The organism is Enterobacter cloacae complex sp. IR5384 (assembly GCF_049237265.1).
Classification (GTDB): domain Bacteria; phylum Pseudomonadota; class Gammaproteobacteria; order Enterobacterales; family Enterobacteriaceae; genus Enterobacter; species Enterobacter cloacae.
In genome coordinates this window covers 75823-96446 of record NZ_JBMKHJ010000002.1, presented here as the reverse complement: position 1 = coordinate 96446, position 20624 = coordinate 75823, and the positions used below count along the sequence as shown (strand labels likewise).

Below are 20624 nucleotides of genomic sequence, written 5' to 3'. Positions count from 1 at the left end.
GATTTACGCAGTGTCACCCGCTAAATTCTGAAAATGCAGCAAAATAGACCTTAAATTAAATGTGTGTATTTACACTGTTTACTTTTTGACATAAGTTGCGCGTTTTTTGACAGGCAAGTCTGAAAACGGACTTTTAGCAAGGAGTGGCAGTGATGACAGGGAAAACGTCGATACTACAGGTGCTGGCTGCCATGGCCTTGCTGGCAGGTGCTGCGCAGGCGGCCCCCCTGTCTCCGGCCGACCGTAATACTATTCAGCAGCAACAGCAGCAGCTGCTGGATGAAAACCAGCGCCAGCGTGAAGAGCTGGAGCGCAGCGTGGTATTACCGCGTCCTGTTCAGCCCGACAGTGCTGCGACTCCGCAAGGTCCCTGTTTTGTTATCTCGCGCATTGAGCTGACGGGTACCACCCTTCTTTCTCCGTTAGCCAAAGATCGCCTGGTTGCGCCGTGGGTGAACCAGTGTCTTGATATGGCGCGTCTCAACGCCCTGACCAACGCCATCTCTGACTGGTATATCAGCCGGGGGTATATCACCAGCCGCGCATTTTTAACCGAGCAGGATCTCTCTGGTGGCGTACTGCATCTCGCGGTGCTGGAAGGCAAACTCCAGCAAATCCGGCTTGAAGGGGTCCCCGCCCGCACGCTGAGCATGACCTTCCCCGGCCTCGAAGGGAAAATTCTTAACCTGCGCGATATCGAACAGGGCATGGAGCAGCTTAATCGCGTGCGCCAGACGCCGGTTGAAATAGAAATTTTGCCTGGCGACAGGCAGGGCTATTCAATCGTCAATCTGACGGCTTCGCCTGAATTCCCGCTCAGCGGTTCAGTGAGTTTCGATAACAGCGGGCAAAAGAGTACCGGTACCGGACAACTCAATGGCGCGCTGTACGGCAATAACCTGCTGGGGCTGGCGGATAAGTGGTTTATCAGCGGCGGGCGCAGCAGTGATTTTTCGAACAGCCATGATGCTCAGAATTTTGCCGCCGGGGTCAGCGTGCCTTACGGCTACGGCTTGCTGGACTACAGCTACAGCTGGAGCAACTACCTCAGCACCATCGATAATAACGGCTGGCTCTGGCGTTCGACGGGCGACACCGAAACCCACCGTCTGAATGGCTCCTGGGTGCTGTTCCGCAATGGCGATATCAAAACCGGCTTGTCGGCGGGCATCACCCACCGCATCAACCATAACTATCTCGACGATGTTCTGCTGGCTACCAGCAGCCGCAAACTTTCAAGTTTCTCCCTGGGCCTTAACCACACGCAAAAAATTGCCTCCGGCGTGGCGACCCTGAACCCGACCTTCACTCAGGGTGTGCCATGGTTTGGCGCCGAAGATGATAACGACAAACATGGCGATGTGCCGAAAGCCGAGTTCCGCAAATGGAGCGTCAACGGCAGTTTTCAGCGCCCGGTTGCTGACGGGCTGTGGTGGTTGACCAGCGTCTATTTTCAGTGGTCGCCGGACCGGCTGTACGGCAGCGAGCGCCTGACGCTGGGGGGAGAGACCTCCGTGCGCGGCTTCAAAGAGCAGTACCTCTCCGGTGATAACGGCGGTTACTGGCGAAATGAACTCAATTATTCGCTCTTTACGCTGCCGTGGGTGGGGGATGTTGGCCTGTTGGCAGCAGTTGACGGTGGCTGGCTGAAGAAGGACGGATTTGACCGTTACGCCTCCGGCACGCTGTGGGGCGCCGCGTTTGGTCTGACGACGGCTCATCGCGGCTATTCAAGCCAGTTTACCGTTGGCACACCGATGGCGTATCCGGACTGGCTGGCACCGGATCACCTCACGATTTACTACCGCGTATCAGTGGCTTTCTAAGGGACAGGGATGATGAAACAGGATCAGGTTCGTTTTTCACAGCGCGCGCTGAGCGCGTTACTGAGCGTGCTGCTGGCAACGCAGCCGCTGTTACCTGCGGTGGCGGCATCCATCACCCCGTCCGGCAATACGCAGATGGATAAGGCGGCCAACGGCGTGCCGGTGGTGAACATCGCCACGCCGAACCAGTCCGGTATTTCCCATAACAAATACAACGACTACAACGTCGGGAAAGAGGGGCTGATCCTCAATAACGCGACCGGGCAGCTTAACCAGACCCAGCTTGGCGGGCTTATCCAGAATAACCCCAACCTGAAGGCCGGGCAGGAAGCCAAAGGCATCATCAACGAAGTCACCGGCGCTAACCGCTCAAATTTGCAGGGCTATACCGAAGTGGCCGGCAAGGCGGCGAACGTCATCGTGGCGAATCCCTACGGTATCACCTGTAACGGCTGCGGATTTATCAACACGCCGAATGTGACCCTCACCACAGGTAAACCGGTGCTTGATGCCAGCGGTAAGCTGCAATCTCTTGATGTAACCCAGGGGGCGGTCACCATCGAGGGCGCGGGCCTCAATGGCTCGCAGAGCGATGCGGTGTCGATCATCTCCCGTGCGACGGAGATCAACGCGCAACTGCATGCGAAAGATTTACGTGTCGTTGCAGGGGCGAACCGCGTAGCGGCGGATGGCAGCGTCAGTGCGTTAAAAGGTGAAGGTACAGCCCCGAAGGTCGCGGTAGACACCGGTGCGCTGGGCGGCATGTACGCAAACCGGATCCGTCTGGTCTCCAGTGAAACGGGGGTGGGCGTAAACCTGGGCAATCTTAACGCGCGACAGGGGGATATTGCGCTCAGCAGCGCGGGAAAAGTGGTGCTGAAAAACACCCTTGCCAGCGGCAGCACCACGGTCAGCGCGGCGGACGTAACGTTACGCGGGGACCATAAAGCGGGTGGCAACGTCACGGTCTCCGGCCAGACGGCGCTGACGCTTGACCAGGCTCACGTTGCCGCCGATAACAACCTTCAGTTAACAACCCGCGGCACGCTGACGCAAAACGGCGGTGCGTTCACGGCAGCAAATGACGCTACGCTTGCCGCGACCACCCTGATCCAGAGTGCAGATGCCCAGGCAAGCGCGGGTCGTCATCTTGCCGTAAATGCTGAGAAAAACGCGGCGCTTAACGGTTCTGTTGTGGCGGGTCAGCAGCTGTTGGTCAAAGGAGGCGAACTGGTGCAGCAGGGAAATCTCAGTGCTTCCGAGATTGCCCTCAACGCGCAGACGTTGACCCAAGAGAGCCGCAGCACAACAAATGCCAGCGGGAACATCACGCTCACCACGTCTGGCCACAGCCAACTGAAAGGCAGCACAACCGCCGGGCAATCTCTCGCCGTCAGCGCGGGTAGCCTCGCGAACCATGGCGCATTAGCCGCCGTGGCGGATACCCGGATTAACACCGGTATATTCAGCAATACCGGCACCGTTCAGGGCAACAGCCTGACCGTCTCCGGGACGGATATCACCAGCTCCGGCGCGCTGAAGAGCGCCTCCACGCTGGATATCCGCGCAGACAATGCCACGCTTTCCGGTGAGACCGGTGCGAAAGGGAAAACCACCGTAACCGCGAGCGGCAATCTGAACAACAGCGGCACGCTTATCAGCGATGACACGCTCACGCTGAACGCGGCGCAGATCGTCAACAGCGGTACGCTTTCCGGTGTCCGGGGGCTCACCACCTCAGGGAAGACGTTCACCGCCAGCGCAACGTCAGTGACCCACAGCGGCGGGGATGTGGCGCTGAACAACACCGATACCACGCTTGCGGGTGAAACCAGTGCCGGTGGCGCCGTTACCGTGCAGGGCCGCAGCCTCAACACCACGGCCACGGCACAGACACAGGGCAACAGCGTCGGCGTGGCCGTGCAAAACGCAAAACTTGAAGGAACTCAGGCTGCCAAAGGCAACATGACGTTGAAGGCTGACAGCAGTCTCAACCATACGGGGAAATCATCAGCTTCAGGACTTAAGGTTGAAACCGGCCATCTCAGCAACGGTGGAACCCTGACGGCCTCCTCGCTTGCAATCGACAGCCCTGAGGTCATTAACGGTGGTCTGATCCACGCCGGACAAACGCTGTCGCTGGTTACCCGTCTGCTGGATAACCGCAGCAGCGGCGTGCTGTACAGCCCGTCGGCACTGTCACTTTCCCTCTCTGAACTGAACAACGCCGGTATTATCACCAGCGACGCGGCGCTTTCCCTCTCTGGTTCAAATCTGACCAACAGCGGCGAGCTGAGCGGGACTTCACTGGCAATTGATTACAAGACGCTGAAGAACAGTGCGGAGGGGATGCTGCTGGCTCAAGGGGCAAACCGCATCACGGCACAGTCGGTGTCCAGTGCGGGCAGCATGGTGGGCAACACCCTGACGCTGAATGCCGATCGTCTGGAAAGTGCCGGTCTGTTACAGGGCGATAGCGCATTATCACTGACCGCCGGAATCCTGAATTTACTGACAGGCTCCCGCACGCTGACGGGGGGAGCGCTCGGCCTTTCAGGTACCACGCTGACTACCGCAGGGCAGATCCAGGGACAGGATGTCAGTATCCGCTCCCACGACTGGACTAACCGCGGAAGTTCCCTCGCGACCGGCTCACTTGATGTTACGACCGCCGGAACACTCAGTAATACCGGCGAACTGATGAGCCAGGGCAACGGGACGCTGAATGCGGTCAATACCGTTAACAGCGGCAATATGTTGTCGGCCGGTGACCTTTCGCTTAACGGAAAGACGCTGCGCAACAGCGGTACGCTTCAGGGGAATCGCGTCACCGCGCATGAGGACACCATCACGAACAGCGGAACGCTGACCGGGATTGCCGCCCTGACGCTGGCCGCCCGCCTGGAGATGGCGGCGCCATTACTGACGCTGGTAAATGACGCGTCGGGATCGTTGCTGACTGCGGGCGAGTTGTCTGTGACAGGCGGCGATCTGCGTAACGCAGGGCAATGGCAGGGGAAACGGGTACTTATTCATGCGCAGGCGCTTACGAACGGCGGTGCGATCCAGGCAGAAAATTTACTGGAAGCGCAAATCGACAGCACCCTTACCGGGACAACGGGCAGCAAAATCACCTCTAATGGAGAACTGGCGCTCTCAGCACTGACGCTGGCAAACAGCGGGCAGTGGATTGCAAAACGCCTCACGCTGGGGGCCAGTACCCTGAACAACAGCGGTGAGATCACCGGCGTTGATGCGCTTTCGGTTGCCCTAACGCAGCTGAATAACCAGGCCGGAGGAAAACTGCTCAGCGCAGGCGTGTTGACGCTTGATGCGGACAATGCAACGAATGCCGGGCAAACCCAGGGGAAAGCGACCACGGTTACCGCCGGGCAACTCATTAACAGCGGACGGCTTCAGGGAGAAGCGCTGACGCTGAATGCCTCGGGCGCGCTGAACAATACCGCCAGCGGTGTGCTGCTGAGCGAGAATGCGCTGACGGTATCGACAGCCACGCTGAACAATCAGGGCACGCTGCAGGGCGGTGGGGAATCTTCGGTGAAGGCCACCACCCGCGTACAGAATGACGGCAAAATGCTTTCCGGTGGCAAGCTCACGCTGACCGCACCGGAGCTGGCGAACAGCAGCAGTGGTCTGGTTCAGGCGGTGAGGTTGCTGCTGGATGTGGTGAAAGCCGTGAATGGCGGAAATGTCCTCGCAACGACACGCGCAGAACTGCGCGGCAGCTCGCTTGATAACAGCGGCACACTCCAGGGCGCTGATTTGCAGGCAAATTACCAGAGCGTTACCAACAGCGGAACGGTATTAGGCACCACTTCGCTTACGATAAACGGTGACGCTCTTGATAATACCGAGAGCGGTAAGCTCTACAGCGGGGATAAGCTGCTGCTCGACGTGCGTAATTACAGCGGCCGTGGTGATGTGGTTTCTCTGGGCGACACCACGCTGAAACTGGTTAACGCGCTCGTTAACACCGGCACCCTGGCGGCAGGTAAAACGCTGTCTGTCTCATCGCAGAATGCCATGACGAACAGCGGCGTAATGCAGGGCAATGCCATTGCCCTCAGTGCTGGCGGAGCGTTCACGAACAACGGTACGCTCACCACCGGGAACGGTAGCAGTACCTTCAACGCGCAGAGCCTGTTGCTCAATGCGTCCGGCTCGCTTCAGGCAGGCGGAGATGTGCAGCTTACCTCACGTGAAAATATCACCGTCAACGGTTTCACCGGTACAGCGGGCAGTCTGACGATGACGGCCGCCGGTACGCTGCTGAACACGGCGCTGATTTATGCGGGCAATAATATCTCTCTGTTTGCTGCACGTATCCACAACATATACGGCGATATTCTTGCGGATAACAGCCTCTGGATGCAGAAGAATGCAGTCGGGGAGGCAAACGCTGAAGTTGTTAACCGCTCCGGTACGATTGAGACCACACGCGGTGATATCACCGTTAATACCGGCCATTTACTCAATGAAGCCGATGGCCTGACTGTCAGCCAGTCTGAACGGGAATACCCGGATGCCATTCCTGCCGCAGATGAACACTACTTTAGTTATGATCTCAACGGCAGACGTTCGGATTTTGTCCTCCTTCTTGAAGACTGGAAAAACGATGGCAGTAAGGTTGTGTATGACTGGTATGAGCAGTGCCTTGGGAGTGGTGCTAATGGCAGTGGTCAGTGCAGGGACAGGGTTGATTATCGCCTCACAGGGGAGGACATCCGGCAGTTCCTGCTGAGTGAGTCTGTGGTTTCCGTATCCGCCACTGGCAGTTCAGCCCGAATTGCTGCCGGACGCGATATTACGATTAATGCCGGAACGCTGGATAACCGTGCCAGCCATATTCTTGCTGGCCGTAATGCCGTTCTTGCTGGGGGAACACTGAATAACCTTTCTGCGGAAGGTGGACGCCGCGTTACGTACGTTCAGGCTGAATACCGTTGCGAGTGGTTTTACCGGGACTGCAGCGATAGCAAATGGGAGCCTCTGACACAATATCCGGACGGAAGTTGGGGCTGGTTTGATGAGGACTACGGCTGGTATGGCTGGGTGCCTTATATCCTCGGTGAACGCACAACCGAATTTGTGGCTGATGGCGGTGTATACCGCTCAGTCATCAGTGCTGGCGGTAACGTTAGCGCAAACTTTACGAGTGATATCAGCAATACTAACGTCACCGCAAATTCGGGTGAGTTCAGTAATACGATTGATGCCCCAACGCTGAATACGCTCTCGCCTGAAGCTATTGGTAAGGGCCTTAACAGTGAATCACTGGCACAAGGTGGCAGTGCGGACATTCGTTTCCCTGAACAACTGGGCAATATCACTGACGCCCTGAAAGATATCTCCGGCGGTTCATCGCTCTCCGACCAAAACGGCAGCAGCGGTAACTATCCACTGCCGTCCGGCAACAACGGCTATTTTGTTCCATCCACCGATCCCGATAGCCCGTATCTGATTACGGTGAACCCGAAGCTCGATGAACTCGGCAACATGGACGACAGCCTGTTTAATGGACTGTATGACCTGCTTGGCATAACACCCGGTGCCACACCGCGTGAAACCAACAGCGCGTATACCGATCGGAACCAGTTCCTTGGCTCGTCCTATTTCCTGGACAGGCTCGGCCTGAACCCGGATCGCGACTACCGGTTCCTCGGCGACGCGGCGTTTGATACCCGTTACGTCAGCAACGCGATTCTGAACCAGACCGGCAGCCGCTATATCAACGGCATTGGCTCCGATCTCGATCAGATGCGCTACCTGATGGACAGCGCCGCAGAGCAACAAAAAACGCTGGGGCTGAAATTCGGCGTGGCGCTCACGGCTGAGCAGGTTGCTGCACTCGATAAAAGCATGCTCTGGTGGGAGTCAGCGACCCTCAACGGTCAGACGGTGATGATCCCGAAAGTCTATCTGTCGCCGAAGGATGTCACCGTGCACAGCGGCAGCGTGATTAGCGGCAATAACGTCCAGCTGGCGGGCGGGAACGTCATTAACAGCGGCAGCACAATTGCGGCGCAGAATGGGCTCTCAATCGACAGCAGCAACAGCCTGAGCAACCTCAACGCCGGACTGCTGAGCGCAGGCGGCGGGCTGAACCTGAGCGCGCTGGGGGATATCAATAACATCGGATCCACCATCAGCGGCAAAACGGTAGGGCTGGAGAGCGTCGCGGGCAGCATTAACAACATCACCCGCGCACAGCAGTGGAATGTCGATGCGGGAAATGTGCATTTCAGTGGCACCGATGTCGGCAAGACGGCCTCCATCACCGCCACCGACGGGCTGACAATGCGCGCCGGACAGGATATCAACGTGACCGGCGCAAACGTGTCGGCGGGTGGCAGCCTGGGTATGGCGGCGGGGAATGATATCAACATCACCGCCAACGAGATCGCGACCAGCGAAGGACGCGCCGGGCGCAACCGCGCAACCACGGAGACGGCGTCCGTCGCGCATCAGGGCAGCACCCTGAGCGCGGGCGGTGACCTCACCCTGCAGGCAGGTAACGATGTGAATGCCCGTGCGGCAGCAATAGCGGCGGAAGGGGATGTGGGCATTCAGGCCGGTCGGGATATGAACCTGCTGGCGGAAGCGTCGATGGAACGCTCCAGCAGCCATGCGAAGAAAAAAACCGCCATTGACGAATCTGTTCGTCAGCAGGGTACGGAGATTGCCAGCGGGGGGAATACGGTGATCCTCGCAGGGCGCGACGTAACCACGCAGGCGGCTGGCGTGACAGCGCAGGGCGATATTGGCGTGGCGGCAGGCCGCGACATAAATCTGACGACGGCGACGGAGAGCGATTACCGCTATCGGGAACAAACTAAAACCAGTAGCGGCTTCCTGAGCAAAAAGACCACCCACACCATCGAGGAAGACAGCGCGACGCGGGAGAAAGGCTCGCTGCTGAGCGGCGACAACGTGACGGTGTCGGCGGGTAACAACCTGCAGGTGAAAGGTTCTGCGGTCGCTGGCGATGGCGACGTGGCCCTTTCCGCGGGCAACAATGTGGACATCGTGGCGGCGACCAACACCGACACGGCCTGGCGCTTTAAGGAGACCAAAAAGTCCGGTCTGATGGGCACGGGTGGCATTGGCTTCACCATCGGCAGCAGCAAGTCCACCCATGATCTTCGCGAGCAGGGTACCACCCAGAGCGAGAGCTTCAGCACCGTCGGCTCGACGGGCGGCAACGTCAGCATTACAGCGGGCAAACAGGCGCATATCGGTGGGGCAGATATCATCGCACAGAAGGATATCAGCCTGACCGGTGACAGCGTGGTGATTGAGCCGGGGCATGACAAACGCACCCGCGATGAGAAATTTGAGCAGAAGAGCAGCGGGCTGACGGTGGCGCTGTCCGGGGCGGCGGGGAGTGCGGTGAATAACGCGGTCACCACGGCCCAGAGCGCGAAGCAGAGCAGCGACTCACGTCTGGCGGCACTGCAGGGTACGCAGGCGGCGCTGTCAGGCGTACAGGCCGGACAGGCCGTGGCGCTGGACCAGGTGAAGGGCGACTCTGACAAACGCAATAACAACACCATCGGCGTCAGCGCGTCGATTGGGTCACAGTCGTCCAAATCCTCATCGCACATGGAAAGCGAAACGACCACGGGCAGCTCCCTGAGTGCAGGCAATAACGTCACGATAAAAGCCACCGGAAGCGACATCACCGTGGCGGGAAGCCAGATTAAGGCCGGGAAGGACGTGACGCTTGATGCAGCACGGGACGTCAACCTGATTGCCTCGCAGGATACGCAGCAGACAACGGGTAAAAACAGCAGCAGCGGTGGCAGCCTGGGTGTTGGAGTGGGTGTCGGTTCCGGTGGGGCGGGCATCAGCATCTCGGCGAACGCAAACAGCAGCAAGGGGCACGAGAAGGGCAACGGTGTCTGGCAGAACGAGACCACGGTGGATGCGGGTAACCGCGTGACCATCAACACCGGGCGCGACGCGACGATCGCCGGGGCGCAGGTGAGCGGCGAAACCGTGGTGGCGGATATCGGGCGCGACCTGACGATTGCCAGCACCCAGGACAGCGATCACTACAACAGCAAGCAGAACAGCGTCAGCGGCGGTGCGGGTTACACCTTTGGTGCAGGCGGTTTCTCCGGCAGCATCAATGTCAGCCGCGACAAAATGACCAGCGACTACGACTCGGTGCAGGAGCAGAGCGGGCTGTTTGCAGGCAGCGGCGGGTTTGACGTGACGGTGGGCAACCATACGCAGCTCGACGGCGGGGTGATTGCCTCCACGGCGACGGCGGATAAAAACCGTCTAGATACGGGCACGCTGGGCTTTAGCGATATCCACAACCAGGCGGATTTTAAGACGGAGCATCAGGGCGCGGGTATCAGTTCGGGCGGCAGCATCGGCAAGCAGTTTGCCGGGAATATGGCGAACGCTCTGCTGGCCGGAGGCGGTAACAGCGGTCACGCGGAAGGGACAACACAGGCGGCGGTGAGCGAAGGGACGCTCATCATCCGCGATAAGGAGAACCAGAAGCAGGATGTGGCTGACCTGAGCCGCGATGCGGAGCATGCGAACGGCAGCATCAGCCCGATATTTGACAAGGAGAAGGAGCAGCAGCGCCTGCAGGAAGTGCAGCTGATTGGTGAGATTGGCTCGCAGGTGGTGGATATTGCGAACACGCAGGGGGAAATAAACGGGCTGAACGCAGGCAGAAAAGAGCTTGCAGATAAAGGGATAACCGAGCCGGGGGCGGATGCCAGCGACGAGGTTAAAGCAGCATATCAGAATGCCCTGCGCGAGACCGGTGCGTATAAGACCACGACGGCAAAATACGGGACGGGTAGCGACCTGCAGCGGGGTATCAAGGCGGCGACGGCCGCGCTTCAGGGGCTGGCGGGCAGCGACCTGAAGGCAGCACTGGCGGGGGCATCGGCACCGGAGCTGGCGTATCGTATTGGTCACGACATGGGAATCGATAACAATACGGCAGCGAAAACCATTGCGCATGCCATCCTGGGCGGTGCGGTTGCGGCGCTGCAGGGAAACAGTGCCGCAGCGGGTGCGGCCGGAGCGGCGACCGGTGAGCTTGCGGCGAAGGCGATAGCGGGTATGCTGTACCCTGACGTCAAAGATTTATCGACGCTGAGTGAAGAGCAGAAGCAGACGGTCAGTGCGCTGGCAACGATATCGGCCGGGATGGCTGGCGGGCTTGCTGGAGACAGTACGGGTTCGGCGGTGGCCGGGGGGCAGGCAGGGAAGAATGCGGCTGAGAATAACTCGCTGGCACTGGTTGCCAGAGGTTGCGCGGTTGCTGCACCCTGCCGGACGAAGGTCGCAGAGCAGTTGTTGGAGATCGGTGCGAAAGCGGGTATCGCGGGACTTGCCGGAGCGGCGGTCAAGGATATGGCTGATAAGATGACCTCCGATGAACTGGAGCATTTGGTTACCCTAGAAATGATGGGTAATGATGAGATTATTGCTAAGTACGTCAGTTTACTCCACGATAAATATGCGCCTTCCCATACTGGTGGTAACCTGCTACCTGAAACATTGCCTGGTCATACGGGTAATAACACAGGGTCTGTGGATACGGGGCCAAATCACACAGGGAATACGAATCGTCAGAATGATTCCGGTTCGAATAACACCGGCAATACAGAAGGTGCACCGAATACAGGTGGGAACACGACGATAACGCCGATCCCTAACGGGCCGAGTAAAGATGATATTGCTTATCTGGCATTAAAAGGGAAAGAAGCTCAGGAGGCTGCAAGCAATTTAGGTTTCGATCGCAGAATTCCACCTCAGAAAGCGCCATTTAATTCACACGGTCAGCCTGTATTTTATGATGGCAAGAACTACATTACCCCCGATATTGATAGTCATAATGTTACTAATGGCTGGAAGATGTTCAATAGTAAAGGTAAGCGTATCGGTACTTACGATAGCGGACTAAACAGGATTAAGGACTAGTGGTATGTTTGGAATATTCTCTAAAGGTGAACCAGTGAGTATGGAAGGTGAGTTGGTACAACCATCATCCATTGTTATCAATAATTATGAGGAAGAATTGCATTTGCCCTTATCCTATTGGGATATTAAAGATTACAAAAATTCTTGGTTAAAGTCTCTCGGCGAAGGGCTATCCAATAAGACTCACTCAGCATTAGCTGTTTCAATGTATGAGCCTGAAAAAACTAACTTTATATTTACATGGGTTTTATATTTTGAAGATGAGAAAGTTTACGTGCAAAATAACGTCATTTTTTTAGAGGAATGCCATGGTTTTTCCCCGGAAAATATAAATAAGTTTATAGAGAGCCGTACTACGCATGACGGAGATGGCATGAAAATATCTGAATGGCATACAGATCTAAATAGTGTTTTAGATTTTTATCATAGTCTTAACAACTGAAACAGAGCTCACTACCGAGCCGGGAGCTTTCTGTCAGACTTTACTCGAAGTTCCCGTATCTGCGCTGGATCACTGACAGATTGTTGACCTCAACGGCCATGGATATTTCAGGAAGGGGTAAACGCCGAATTAGCCCTGAATTAAGTACGAAAGAGCGGTAAGCGTAAGCAAGCAGAAGGATATTCTCCTTCATTATTTTATCTCAAGGAAAGAAAATGAAAGTAACAACATTCACAGTAACTACTTTACTATTCGTTGTAGCGCTAACGGGTTGTGCCAGCAAAATAAAGCCTGAAACAGTAACCTCTTCCAATGGTAGTTCAATTGAGATTATGGCTGTGTCAGCACAGGCAGATCTTAACAATAATCGTATCGCAGATAATTCACTACGCGTAGTTACTCCGACTCATAACGCTGTAGGAAAAGGGTTGGCCGTTTTGTCTGTGTTGACCGGAAATATAAAACCCAGCAGTTTTGATAAAGAAAATTATAAAGGGGAAATCATCGAGTCGATCAAAAATCCTACTGATACCTATCTTGTTCAAGGTGCAAAGAAAAGTATCAGTAAGTGGATGGACTCCCAATCCAGCGGTTATGTTTATAAAGAACAACTCAATATTGGCCATGCTACCTGGGCATTGATTTTTAAAGATGCTACAGCAACAACTCCCGTTTATCAGTTGAAATATAAGGTGCTTTTCTATAAGAAACCTGAGGGTGGGAATATGTTTTCCGCGTATACTGTAGCTGAATGTTCCCCCGTTCCTGTGGAAGCGAATCTGTCAGAATGGGAACGTGATAATTATAAGAAGGTGACGATTGAAACCCAAAAATATATGGATGCGTGTATCATGGAATTAAATAATCAACTCCCGCGCTTGCTGAAGAAATAGCATTTGTATAAAAACAGTCCCGGTTTTAAAACCGGGATGTTATCTGTATGAAAATTAGCTTTTGATAAAAATAATTATGGGAATGGCGAAGTAACTTCGGAAAATATTTTTGAACAATATCATTGAATGATCCCTGCCTCCGTGCTGGAAATCCTATATCAATTGTTACATTTACTCTCATTACACGTTGCCGGGCTTGTTAGTAGTTGTCATTCTGATTACCCCGCCCCCTATGCCCGGTTTACCATAAAATTCCTAAAATGTGTAATTTGCCAGCGACATCACTTTATCCTGCTCTGGATTGTACATCTTCCATGTTAAAATACGTAGCAAACAACATTGTTAAAGGACAAACGATGAAAATGAAGCTTTCCCTGTTTTGTGCAAATACAGGTTTAAGTAAAAAGGACTTCCCCTTATGGTCAGATGTTTACGATGCGCTTCATCAGCTCAGGACGAATACGGGAAGCGTTAATATTGTAGATGTTGATAATCAAAAAACGCTCAGCATCCATTCGGATGGTATGCATTTCCTGCTCTCATTAATTGAGGGTAAGGATGATAAAACAAAAATACAAAGCATCCAAACTGCTTGTTTTGAAAGGAAAGAAAGTTCTGTTCCGCCTGTTTTTCTGAGTCATTCTCATGGCCTGACAAGTGATTTCGAGTTTGTGACTGAGGTTTCCAGAACCTTTTTCATCACAGGACAGGTTTAGCGTTTTGCTGCATTAAACCAACCCTGTTATATCCGGCATTTAAATTCCAAACCCATTTATTTAAATCATTATGCCTAATGAAAAGTAGGTTGTGATCGTGTATTTCGTATTTTTTCTGAATTATTCTCAAACCAGACAAACCTTGTCCTGATTCAACACGTGGTAGGCTATGGTGTATAGCGTGTAATGGAGCCGTTAATGCCTCAGGAAAGAATAAACACCAATGACAAAAATACTGCTTGTGGATGACCATCCGGCAATCTGCTTTGCGCTCAAGGTGCTGCTGGAAAAAAATCCGGATTTTACCGTGACGACATCCTCCGGCGAGAACCTGCTGGCGCTGCTGCATCGGGAACAGCCGTCGCTGCTGATCCTCGATCTGGAACTCAAAAACGCTGACGGGCTGGATCTTCTTCCGCGTATCAAGCACCACTTCCCTGCGCTCAGGGTGCTGGTTTATACCAACCAGCCTGCAGGGATCTACGCACTGCGTACGCTGAAGGCCGGGGCGAGCGGGTTTATCAATAAAAGCCTGGCGCTGGAGCGCGTCGAGCCGGTTTGCCAACTGCTGCTGGACGGCTATCACTGTTTCCCGGAAGAGACGTTCACGAAAATCGTCGAGGCTACTGAAATACAACATGATACCCGGGCGCTGCTGGCGAGTTTCTCCGATCGTGAAATCGCGGTGCTGAACTATCTGAAGCAGGGCAAAAGCAACAAGGAGATTGCCGACCGGCTGGCGCTCAGCAACAAAACCATCAGCACCTATAAGGCGCGAATGATGAAAAAAAGCGGCTTTGCGCATTTTGAACAACTTTTCGAACTTATTGATGCTTCAGAGCCAGAGACGTGAGAGCCGTTACTTTTATCCTGTTTTTTTGTATTGCCTTTACCGTGTGCGCCGCGCAACCGGGGGAATCCCTTCGCCTTCTGGCGCGTAGCCATGAAAAGGTGATCGAGCCGGGACTCAGCGGTAGCGAATGGCGCTGGGTGCGCGCACACCGCAAAATCCGTCTGGCGGTCTGGGAGCCGATGATGCCCCCTTACGACATCACCACCGGGCTGAATGATTACGGTGGTATCAATGCGGATTTCACCGGGCTGGTGGCGGAAAACCTCGGCGTGGAGATCGAGGTGGTGCGTTATCCCACCTATGAAGATGCCTTGTCAGCATTGCGGGCAGGCAAGGCGGATTTTATGCCTCAGGCAGGGGATAGCCAGCAAAAACAGGGACTGATGCTGAGTGTGCCCTACAGCGACAACATCCCGGTTGAAGTGGTGAATACCGATGCCTCGCCCGATGAGCCGGTGAAAAGGATCGCCGTTTCGCCTGTCTACAGCAGCAGCGACGTGCTGGCCCGTTATCCGGGGGCTGACATTGTGAATTTCTCCTCCACGCGACATGCGCTGGAGGCGCTGGCGTTTCGTAAAATCGATCTGTTCTTCAGCGATGCGATCACCGCGCGCTATCTGGCGAGTCAGTCCAATTTAAGCAATCTCAGTATTCGTCCGGTGGCGGACACGTACGAGGCGTCGGGATTCTCGTTCGCCGCGATGCCAAAGATGGCGGTCTGGATCGCGATCCTCAACAAGATGCTGATGGCGCTGCCGGAGAACGCGGGGGTGGAGATCCACCGTCGCTGGAGCGGGGGGATCCCGCTTTCCCTGAGCGAAGAGCCACCGCGTTACACCTCGCTCGAACATAAATGGATCAAAGAACATTCCCGGATCCGCGTCGCGGTGGCGCAGGATAACGCCCCCATTGCCTTTTTCAATGAGCGCGGGCAGCTGCGCGGCATCCTGGCGGATCTGCTGACCGCGCTCCGCCTGCGTACCGGGTTTACCTTTGAGATCCGCCGTTATCCCAGCCAGGCCGCCGCCTTCAGGGCCATTAATCGCGGAGAGGCCGAGCTGATTGCAGGCGTCACACAGGAGGGGATCTGGCAGGCGGATCTCCTCACCACCCGAACCTGGTTGTATAACTCCTGGGTTATGGTTGGACGTGCGCTCCCGGGGAAGGAGGCGCTTCAGCCCCGTGTGGTGAGCCTGCGCGGTGAAGCGCCTGATGGCTGGCTTGGCCGACAAAACAGCGGCCAGACGGCGAAGGTCGATACCTGGTGGCAGGGTTTTAACAGCGTGGTGAAGGATCAAAACGACATGATGGTGGTGCCGCTGATCATTGCCAACGCCCAGCTCACCCGCAAAGAATTTGCCTCACTGAAAATTCTTGCGAGCATCGATGCCGAACCGTTGCGCTTTGCCTTTGGCGCATCGCGGCAGGCCTGGCCGCTGATCACCATTCTAAATAAAGCGCTGATCAACATCCCGCCGGAAGATCTCCACGCCCTGACGCGCGGCAGTAATACGGGCAATGCGTTTGCCTCTGTGTCGACGTCGGCGCTGTCGATTACGTGGTTGGTGACGTTCACCGCCGCCGGTCTGGCCTTGCTGGCGCTGGTGGCAGGGTGGATCTACCGTCGACGGCGCATCCGGCAGGCGCGCATCCGCAAGCTCATTCAGACGCTGCGTGCGGCGAAACAGCGCGCAGAGCGAGCCCGTCGGGGAAAAAGCGCCTTTCTGGCGACCATGAGCCATGAAATTCGCACGCCCGTCAGCGCCATTATCGGCATGCTGGAGCTGGTGATGAAACGTCCTGACCATGCCCCGCAAAACCCGCAGTCGATACGGGTCGCCTGGGACGCGGCGCAGTCGCTGTTGCTGCTTATCGGGAATATCCTGGATGTGGAGCGTATTGCGTCCGGCCGTCTGGTGCTCCGCCCGGAGCGCGCCTCGCTTCGAAACCTGATTGAAGGAACGGTGTCGCAGTTTGAGGGGCTGGCGGCGCAGAAATCATTGAAGCTGCAGCTGGAAATGGATACCGCCCTGAAAGGGGACGTATTGATCGATGTGATGCGTTTTCGTCAGATCGTTACCAACCTGCTGGGCAACGCCATTAAATTCACCGACCACGGTCAGGTGATGCTGCGGGCGCAGCCGCAATGGCAGAACGGCGAGTTTATGCTGCTGGAGCTGACAATAGCAGACACCGGCGAGGGGATTGATATCGCGACGCAACAGCGTCTGTTCCAGCCTTTTAGTCAGGGGGAGAGCCGTACCCGGGCGCAGGGCAGCGGGCTGGGGCTCTATATCTGCCGCCAGCTCGCGGACATGATGGAAGGGGATCTCACGCTGAACAGCGTGCCGGGTGAGGGGACAACGGTCACGGTGACGCTCAGGCTGCCCGTTATGGCCGCACTGCCAGAGAAAGAAACTAAAGCTTGTGTGCCACCCGGCAAACGCGCAGCGTTGACCATCATGGTGGTAGACGATAATCCGGTCGGGCGGATGCTGCTTACCCAGCAGCTTGAGTGGCTGGGGCATGCGGTCACCCAGCACGACAGCCCAGCAAAGCTGCTTGAGAGCCTGGCAATCCGACAGCCGGACGCGGTGATCACCGACTGCAACATGCCCGAGATGAGTGGCTATGCCCTGTCGCGCATCATCAATGAATATTACCCGGATGTCACGGTGTTTGGCATGACGGCGGACGCGCGTGAATCCGTGCGGGATGAGGCGCGGGAAGCAGGCATGCGCGACTGTATCTTCAAGCCGGTCACGCTGGTTGCGCTGGAAAATCTGCTTGCCCCTCTGGCCCCCTCCGGTAAATCGCCGGTTGCTTCGCCATATTCCATCATGCTCCCCCCAGCACTGCTGGACGGTGAGCATCTGGCAACGTTTCTGGATTTGCAGATGACCGTGCTGGAGGAGACGCTGGGCGATATTGCGCTGTGGCGAAAGGACCCCGGTACACCCTTGAAGGACGCGCTGCACCGACTGCGGGGCGGTATTCAACTGCTCGGTATGCCAGCGCTGGAAGCGCGCTGTCTGGAGCAGGAGCAGGCTGCCGACAGCGGCGGCATCCGTCAGCTTGAGGAGGACATTCTGGCATTGAGGAGCGTATTACAGCGCTGGCGCGAGACGGGACTACAACCGGGCGAGACCGTCCTACAGCAGAATGAGGACGGGCGTACAGCGTAAGCTTCCCGTCCGCCGGGGTACTCTTTTATTCGAGGACGTTCACATATAAAGGAGATATCCCGATGAAAAAAATCGTATCCGCGCTGGCCGTTATTGCCTCTGTTGGTATGTTCACCTCCGCCCAGGCGGCAGAAAGCTGCTCTGCCAAAGCCGCGGCACTGGAAAAAGAGATCCGTATCGCCCAGCAGTACGGTAATACCTACAAGGTCAACGGCCTGAAAAAAGCGCTGGCTGAAGTGAAAGCGCACTGCACCCCGGCAAGCGTACAGGCTGACGCGCAAAAAGAGGTGAAGAAGCTGGAGAAGAAACTGGCCGAGAAGCGTGAAGACATTGCCGAGGTTCAGGCCGATCTGCGTGAAGCGAAAGCCAAAGGCGACAGCAAGAAAGTGGCGAAATACCAGCGCAAACTGGCTGAAAAACAGAGCGATCTGAGCAGCATTCAGCAAGAGCTGAGCCGCGCACGCGCCGCGCTTGCCTCCCTGCAGAAATAACGCTTTTTTGTAAAACAGGTGAGGGGGCGTGAGCCTCCTCACCTTTTTGCGCTGCCTGCCATCATGATGCGACTCCATCTTCTCTTTTTAATGCTGCTGTTCGCCATGGCAGAAAGTCGTGCGGTAAGCCAAAAGACGTGGGTGATCCTCAATAACCTCTATAAAGGGGCGATTTCGTTTGAGGTGTCAGCCTCAGGGCCTTGCCTTAGCCAGCCCTTGATGGAGGAGTGGGGTGTACGTGACGCGGTGCTTGCGCGTCTGGTCTGGGATGCCAAAGGGTGCCTGACACCACAGTCTGCGGAGCAGTTTAACCTCAAGTACTGGTACCGCCCGCAGGCGCAACTGCTGACGCTTCTGTTCCCGACAGACGCCATTAGCCCGCAGCAGAATGGCGTCAGCACCAGCCGCTGGGATGATGGCATCAACGCGCTGTTTATTAACTATCGTCTGGATGCGGATAACAGCCAGGCGCAGTATGACTGGGAGCGTTCCGGTACTGACGCCACGCTGAGCCTGGACAACGGCCTTAATGTGGGCCCCTGGCGTCTGCGTTATCAAAACACCTTCTGGCGTGAAAAAGAGGGACAACACGGTTCGTACACCAATGCGATGTCGCTCTGGCGCAGCATCACGCCGCTGCGTTCGCGCGTGACCCTGGGCGACGGCAATACCTCTTCAAATATGTTCGACAGCCTGTCGTTTCGCGGTGCATCGCTCGCCAGTGACGAGGCGATGTACCCTGATAGCTGGCGACCCTATTCCCCGTGGATCAACGGCTATGCCCGCACAGAGGCGGAAGTCACCATTCACCAGAACGGGGTACGTGTTTACCGTATTCACGTCCCGCCCGGGCCGTTTACCATTCGCGATTTTTATCCGCCGGACCCGGACGGCAACCTGGAACTGACGGTGCAGGAGAGCGACGGTACGGAGCGTACCCGCCTGCTGCCTTATTCCAGCATGCCCAATCTGGTGCATCACGGGCTCTTTAGCTACGAACTGGCCGCCGGTCGGTATAAGCCTTTTCACGGTATCGACAGGGACAAGGATCGCTTCTGGCAGAGTACGTTCTCGTGGGGAGTTGCCCCGCAAGTCACCGTGTTTGCCGGGCTGCAGCAAGGGGAGCACTATTTCAGCCAGGTCGCGGGTTTTGGCGCTAACCTCGGGCGGTGGGGGGCGTTTTCCGCAGATGTCAGCGCGGCTCGTTATACGCAAGAGGCGGAGACGCAACGGGGCAAGGTGTGGCGTCTGCGCTATGCCAAAGCGTTCTTTACGACCGAAACCAGCCTCACCGCTCAGCTCCAGTGGTATCCACGTAATGAACGTTACCGGTCGCTGGAAGAAAAAATCACGCGGGCGGAGCTGCTGAGATACGGCTGGGACGATGACGTCACCCGGCGGGCGCTGCGTGGGCAGCTGGAGCTTAACCAGAATCTTGGCGAGGACGCCAGCCTGAGCCTGTCGTGGCACGGGTTGAAGTCACGTGAACCTGACGCAGGCAGCATGGGGATGACGCTGAGCCTGGATGCGACCTTACAGAACGTGGATGTCAGCCTGTACGGCGGTTATGAACGCTACGGTAAAAACCCGGATGAAACCACCGTGGGTATCAATCTCAGTGTGCCTTTATCCCTTTGGGGGACGACGAGTAATGTCGGCTATATCACCGAGCTCGCCAGCCGGGGGGAAGATAGTCATGGAGTGAATGTGTACGGTTCGGCGTTGAGTGATTACAGCCTGCGTTACGATCTGCAGGCGACGCATACCCTACACCGCAATGATGAGTTGTCTGCGAGCCTGGGCTATCAGTACAACGCGGGCGAGCTGAACCTCAGTATGGTACGCGGGGGAACGCGCCGTGATTATCACGCCGACACCAGCGGCAGCATTCTGGTACACGCAGGCGGCGTGACGCTTGGCCAACAGCTCGGCAGCACCGCTGCGCTGGTGGACGTGCCGGACTCCCCGGGCATTGGCTTCTATAACCAGTTTGGCTCCACAACCAATGCCAGAGGCGAGCTGCTGGTGAGTTACTTAACGCCATGGCGCGTGAACCGCATTACGGCCGATAGCCTGAGCTTGCCGGAAAACACCGCGCTGGATGTGACGGAACTGGAATCGGTGCCGACCGATGGCGCGATTGTTCTGCTGCGTTTTCCTCAACCGGTAACGTATTGAAATAAAAAGGAACGGTACTAAAAACAAGACAAATCCCTACGTAAAATTACCAGGTAAAACGCGTA

General features: G+C 56.1%; 9 protein-coding genes. All 9 read left to right on the top strand.

Annotated features, from left to right (window positions below; genetic code table 11):
* The first annotated feature begins 152 nt into the window (after positions 1–152).
* The 9 genes from ACOTX3_RS02575 to ACOTX3_RS02535 all read left to right on the top strand — a co-directional run bounded on the left by ACOTX3_RS02575 (position 153) and on the right by ACOTX3_RS02535 (position 20559).
* On the top strand, positions 153–1826 hold the full coding sequence (locus ACOTX3_RS02575) for a ShlB/FhaC/HecB family hemolysin secretion/activation protein (protein ID WP_058678732.1): 1674 nt from the start codon (positions 153–155) through the stop codon (positions 1824–1826).
* A 9-nt stretch (positions 1827–1835) separates the two neighbouring features.
* A complete protein-coding gene (cdiA, locus tag ACOTX3_RS02570) occupies positions 1836–11801 on the top strand; it encodes a contact-dependent inhibition effector 16S rRNA endonuclease (protein WP_127869078.1) in 9966 nt (3321 codons plus the stop codon).
* Positions 11802–11805: 4 nt separating this feature from the next.
* Positions 11806–12243, top strand: a complete 438-nt coding sequence (gene cdiI / locus ACOTX3_RS02565; RefSeq protein ID WP_048971909.1) for a toxin-immunity protein system imunity protein CdiI — start codon at positions 11806–11808, stop codon at positions 12241–12243.
* Positions 12244–12458: 215 nt separating this feature from the next.
* Positions 12459–13136, top strand: coding sequence for a hypothetical protein (locus tag ACOTX3_RS02560; RefSeq protein ID WP_058678734.1), 678 nt, complete (start codon positions 12459–12461; stop codon positions 13134–13136).
* 356 nt (positions 13137–13492) lie between these two features.
* Positions 13493–13852 (top strand): DUF6911 family protein, encoded by a 360-nt coding sequence (locus tag ACOTX3_RS02555; protein ID WP_230794078.1) that lies wholly within the window; start codon positions 13493–13495, stop codon positions 13850–13852.
* Between the two features lie 223 nt (positions 13853–14075).
* A complete protein-coding gene (locus ACOTX3_RS02550; RefSeq protein ID WP_058678735.1) occupies positions 14076–14705 on the top strand; it encodes a response regulator transcription factor in 630 nt (209 codons plus the stop codon).
* Positions 14702–17890: an ATP-binding protein gene (locus tag ACOTX3_RS02545; RefSeq protein WP_058678736.1), complete on the top strand. Its 3189-nt coding sequence runs from the start codon at positions 14702–14704 to the stop codon at positions 17888–17890. The genes ACOTX3_RS02550 and ACOTX3_RS02545 overlap by 4 nt, the downstream gene beginning before the upstream one ends.
* Before the next feature lie 62 nt (positions 17891–17952).
* A complete protein-coding gene (locus ACOTX3_RS02540) occupies positions 17953–18381 on the top strand; it encodes a DUF1090 domain-containing protein (RefSeq protein WP_058678737.1) in 429 nt (142 codons plus the stop codon).
* 105 nt (positions 18382–18486) lie between these two features.
* Positions 18487–20559: a fimbria/pilus outer membrane usher protein gene (locus ACOTX3_RS02535; RefSeq protein ID WP_234355648.1), complete on the top strand. Its 2073-nt coding sequence runs from the start codon at positions 18487–18489 to the stop codon at positions 20557–20559.
* The last annotated feature ends 65 nt before the right edge of the window (positions 20560–20624 follow it).

What these genes read in the sequence shown, in the direction of transcription:
- ACOTX3_RS02535 (WP_234355648.1), top strand. Translation starts at nt 18,487, where the DNA reads ATGGCAGAAAGTCGTGCGGTAAGCCAAAAGACGTGGGTGATCCTCAAT.
- cdiA (WP_127869078.1), top strand. Translation starts at nt 1,836, where the DNA reads ATGATGAAACAGGATCAGGTTCGTTTTTCACAGCGCGCGCTGAGCGCG.
- ACOTX3_RS02575 (WP_058678732.1), top strand. Translation starts at nt 153, where the DNA reads ATGACAGGGAAAACGTCGATACTACAGGTGCTGGCTGCCATGGCCTTG.
- ACOTX3_RS02550 (WP_058678735.1), top strand. Translation starts at nt 14,076, where the DNA reads ATGACAAAAATACTGCTTGTGGATGACCATCCGGCAATCTGCTTTGCG.
- ACOTX3_RS02555 (WP_230794078.1), top strand. Translation starts at nt 13,493, where the DNA reads ATGAAAATGAAGCTTTCCCTGTTTTGTGCAAATACAGGTTTAAGTAAA.
- ACOTX3_RS02560 (WP_058678734.1), top strand. Translation starts at nt 12,459, where the DNA reads ATGAAAGTAACAACATTCACAGTAACTACTTTACTATTCGTTGTAGCG.
- ACOTX3_RS02540 (WP_058678737.1), top strand. Translation starts at nt 17,953, where the DNA reads ATGAAAAAAATCGTATCCGCGCTGGCCGTTATTGCCTCTGTTGGTATG.
- cdiI (WP_048971909.1), top strand. Translation starts at nt 11,806, where the DNA reads ATGTTTGGAATATTCTCTAAAGGTGAACCAGTGAGTATGGAAGGTGAG.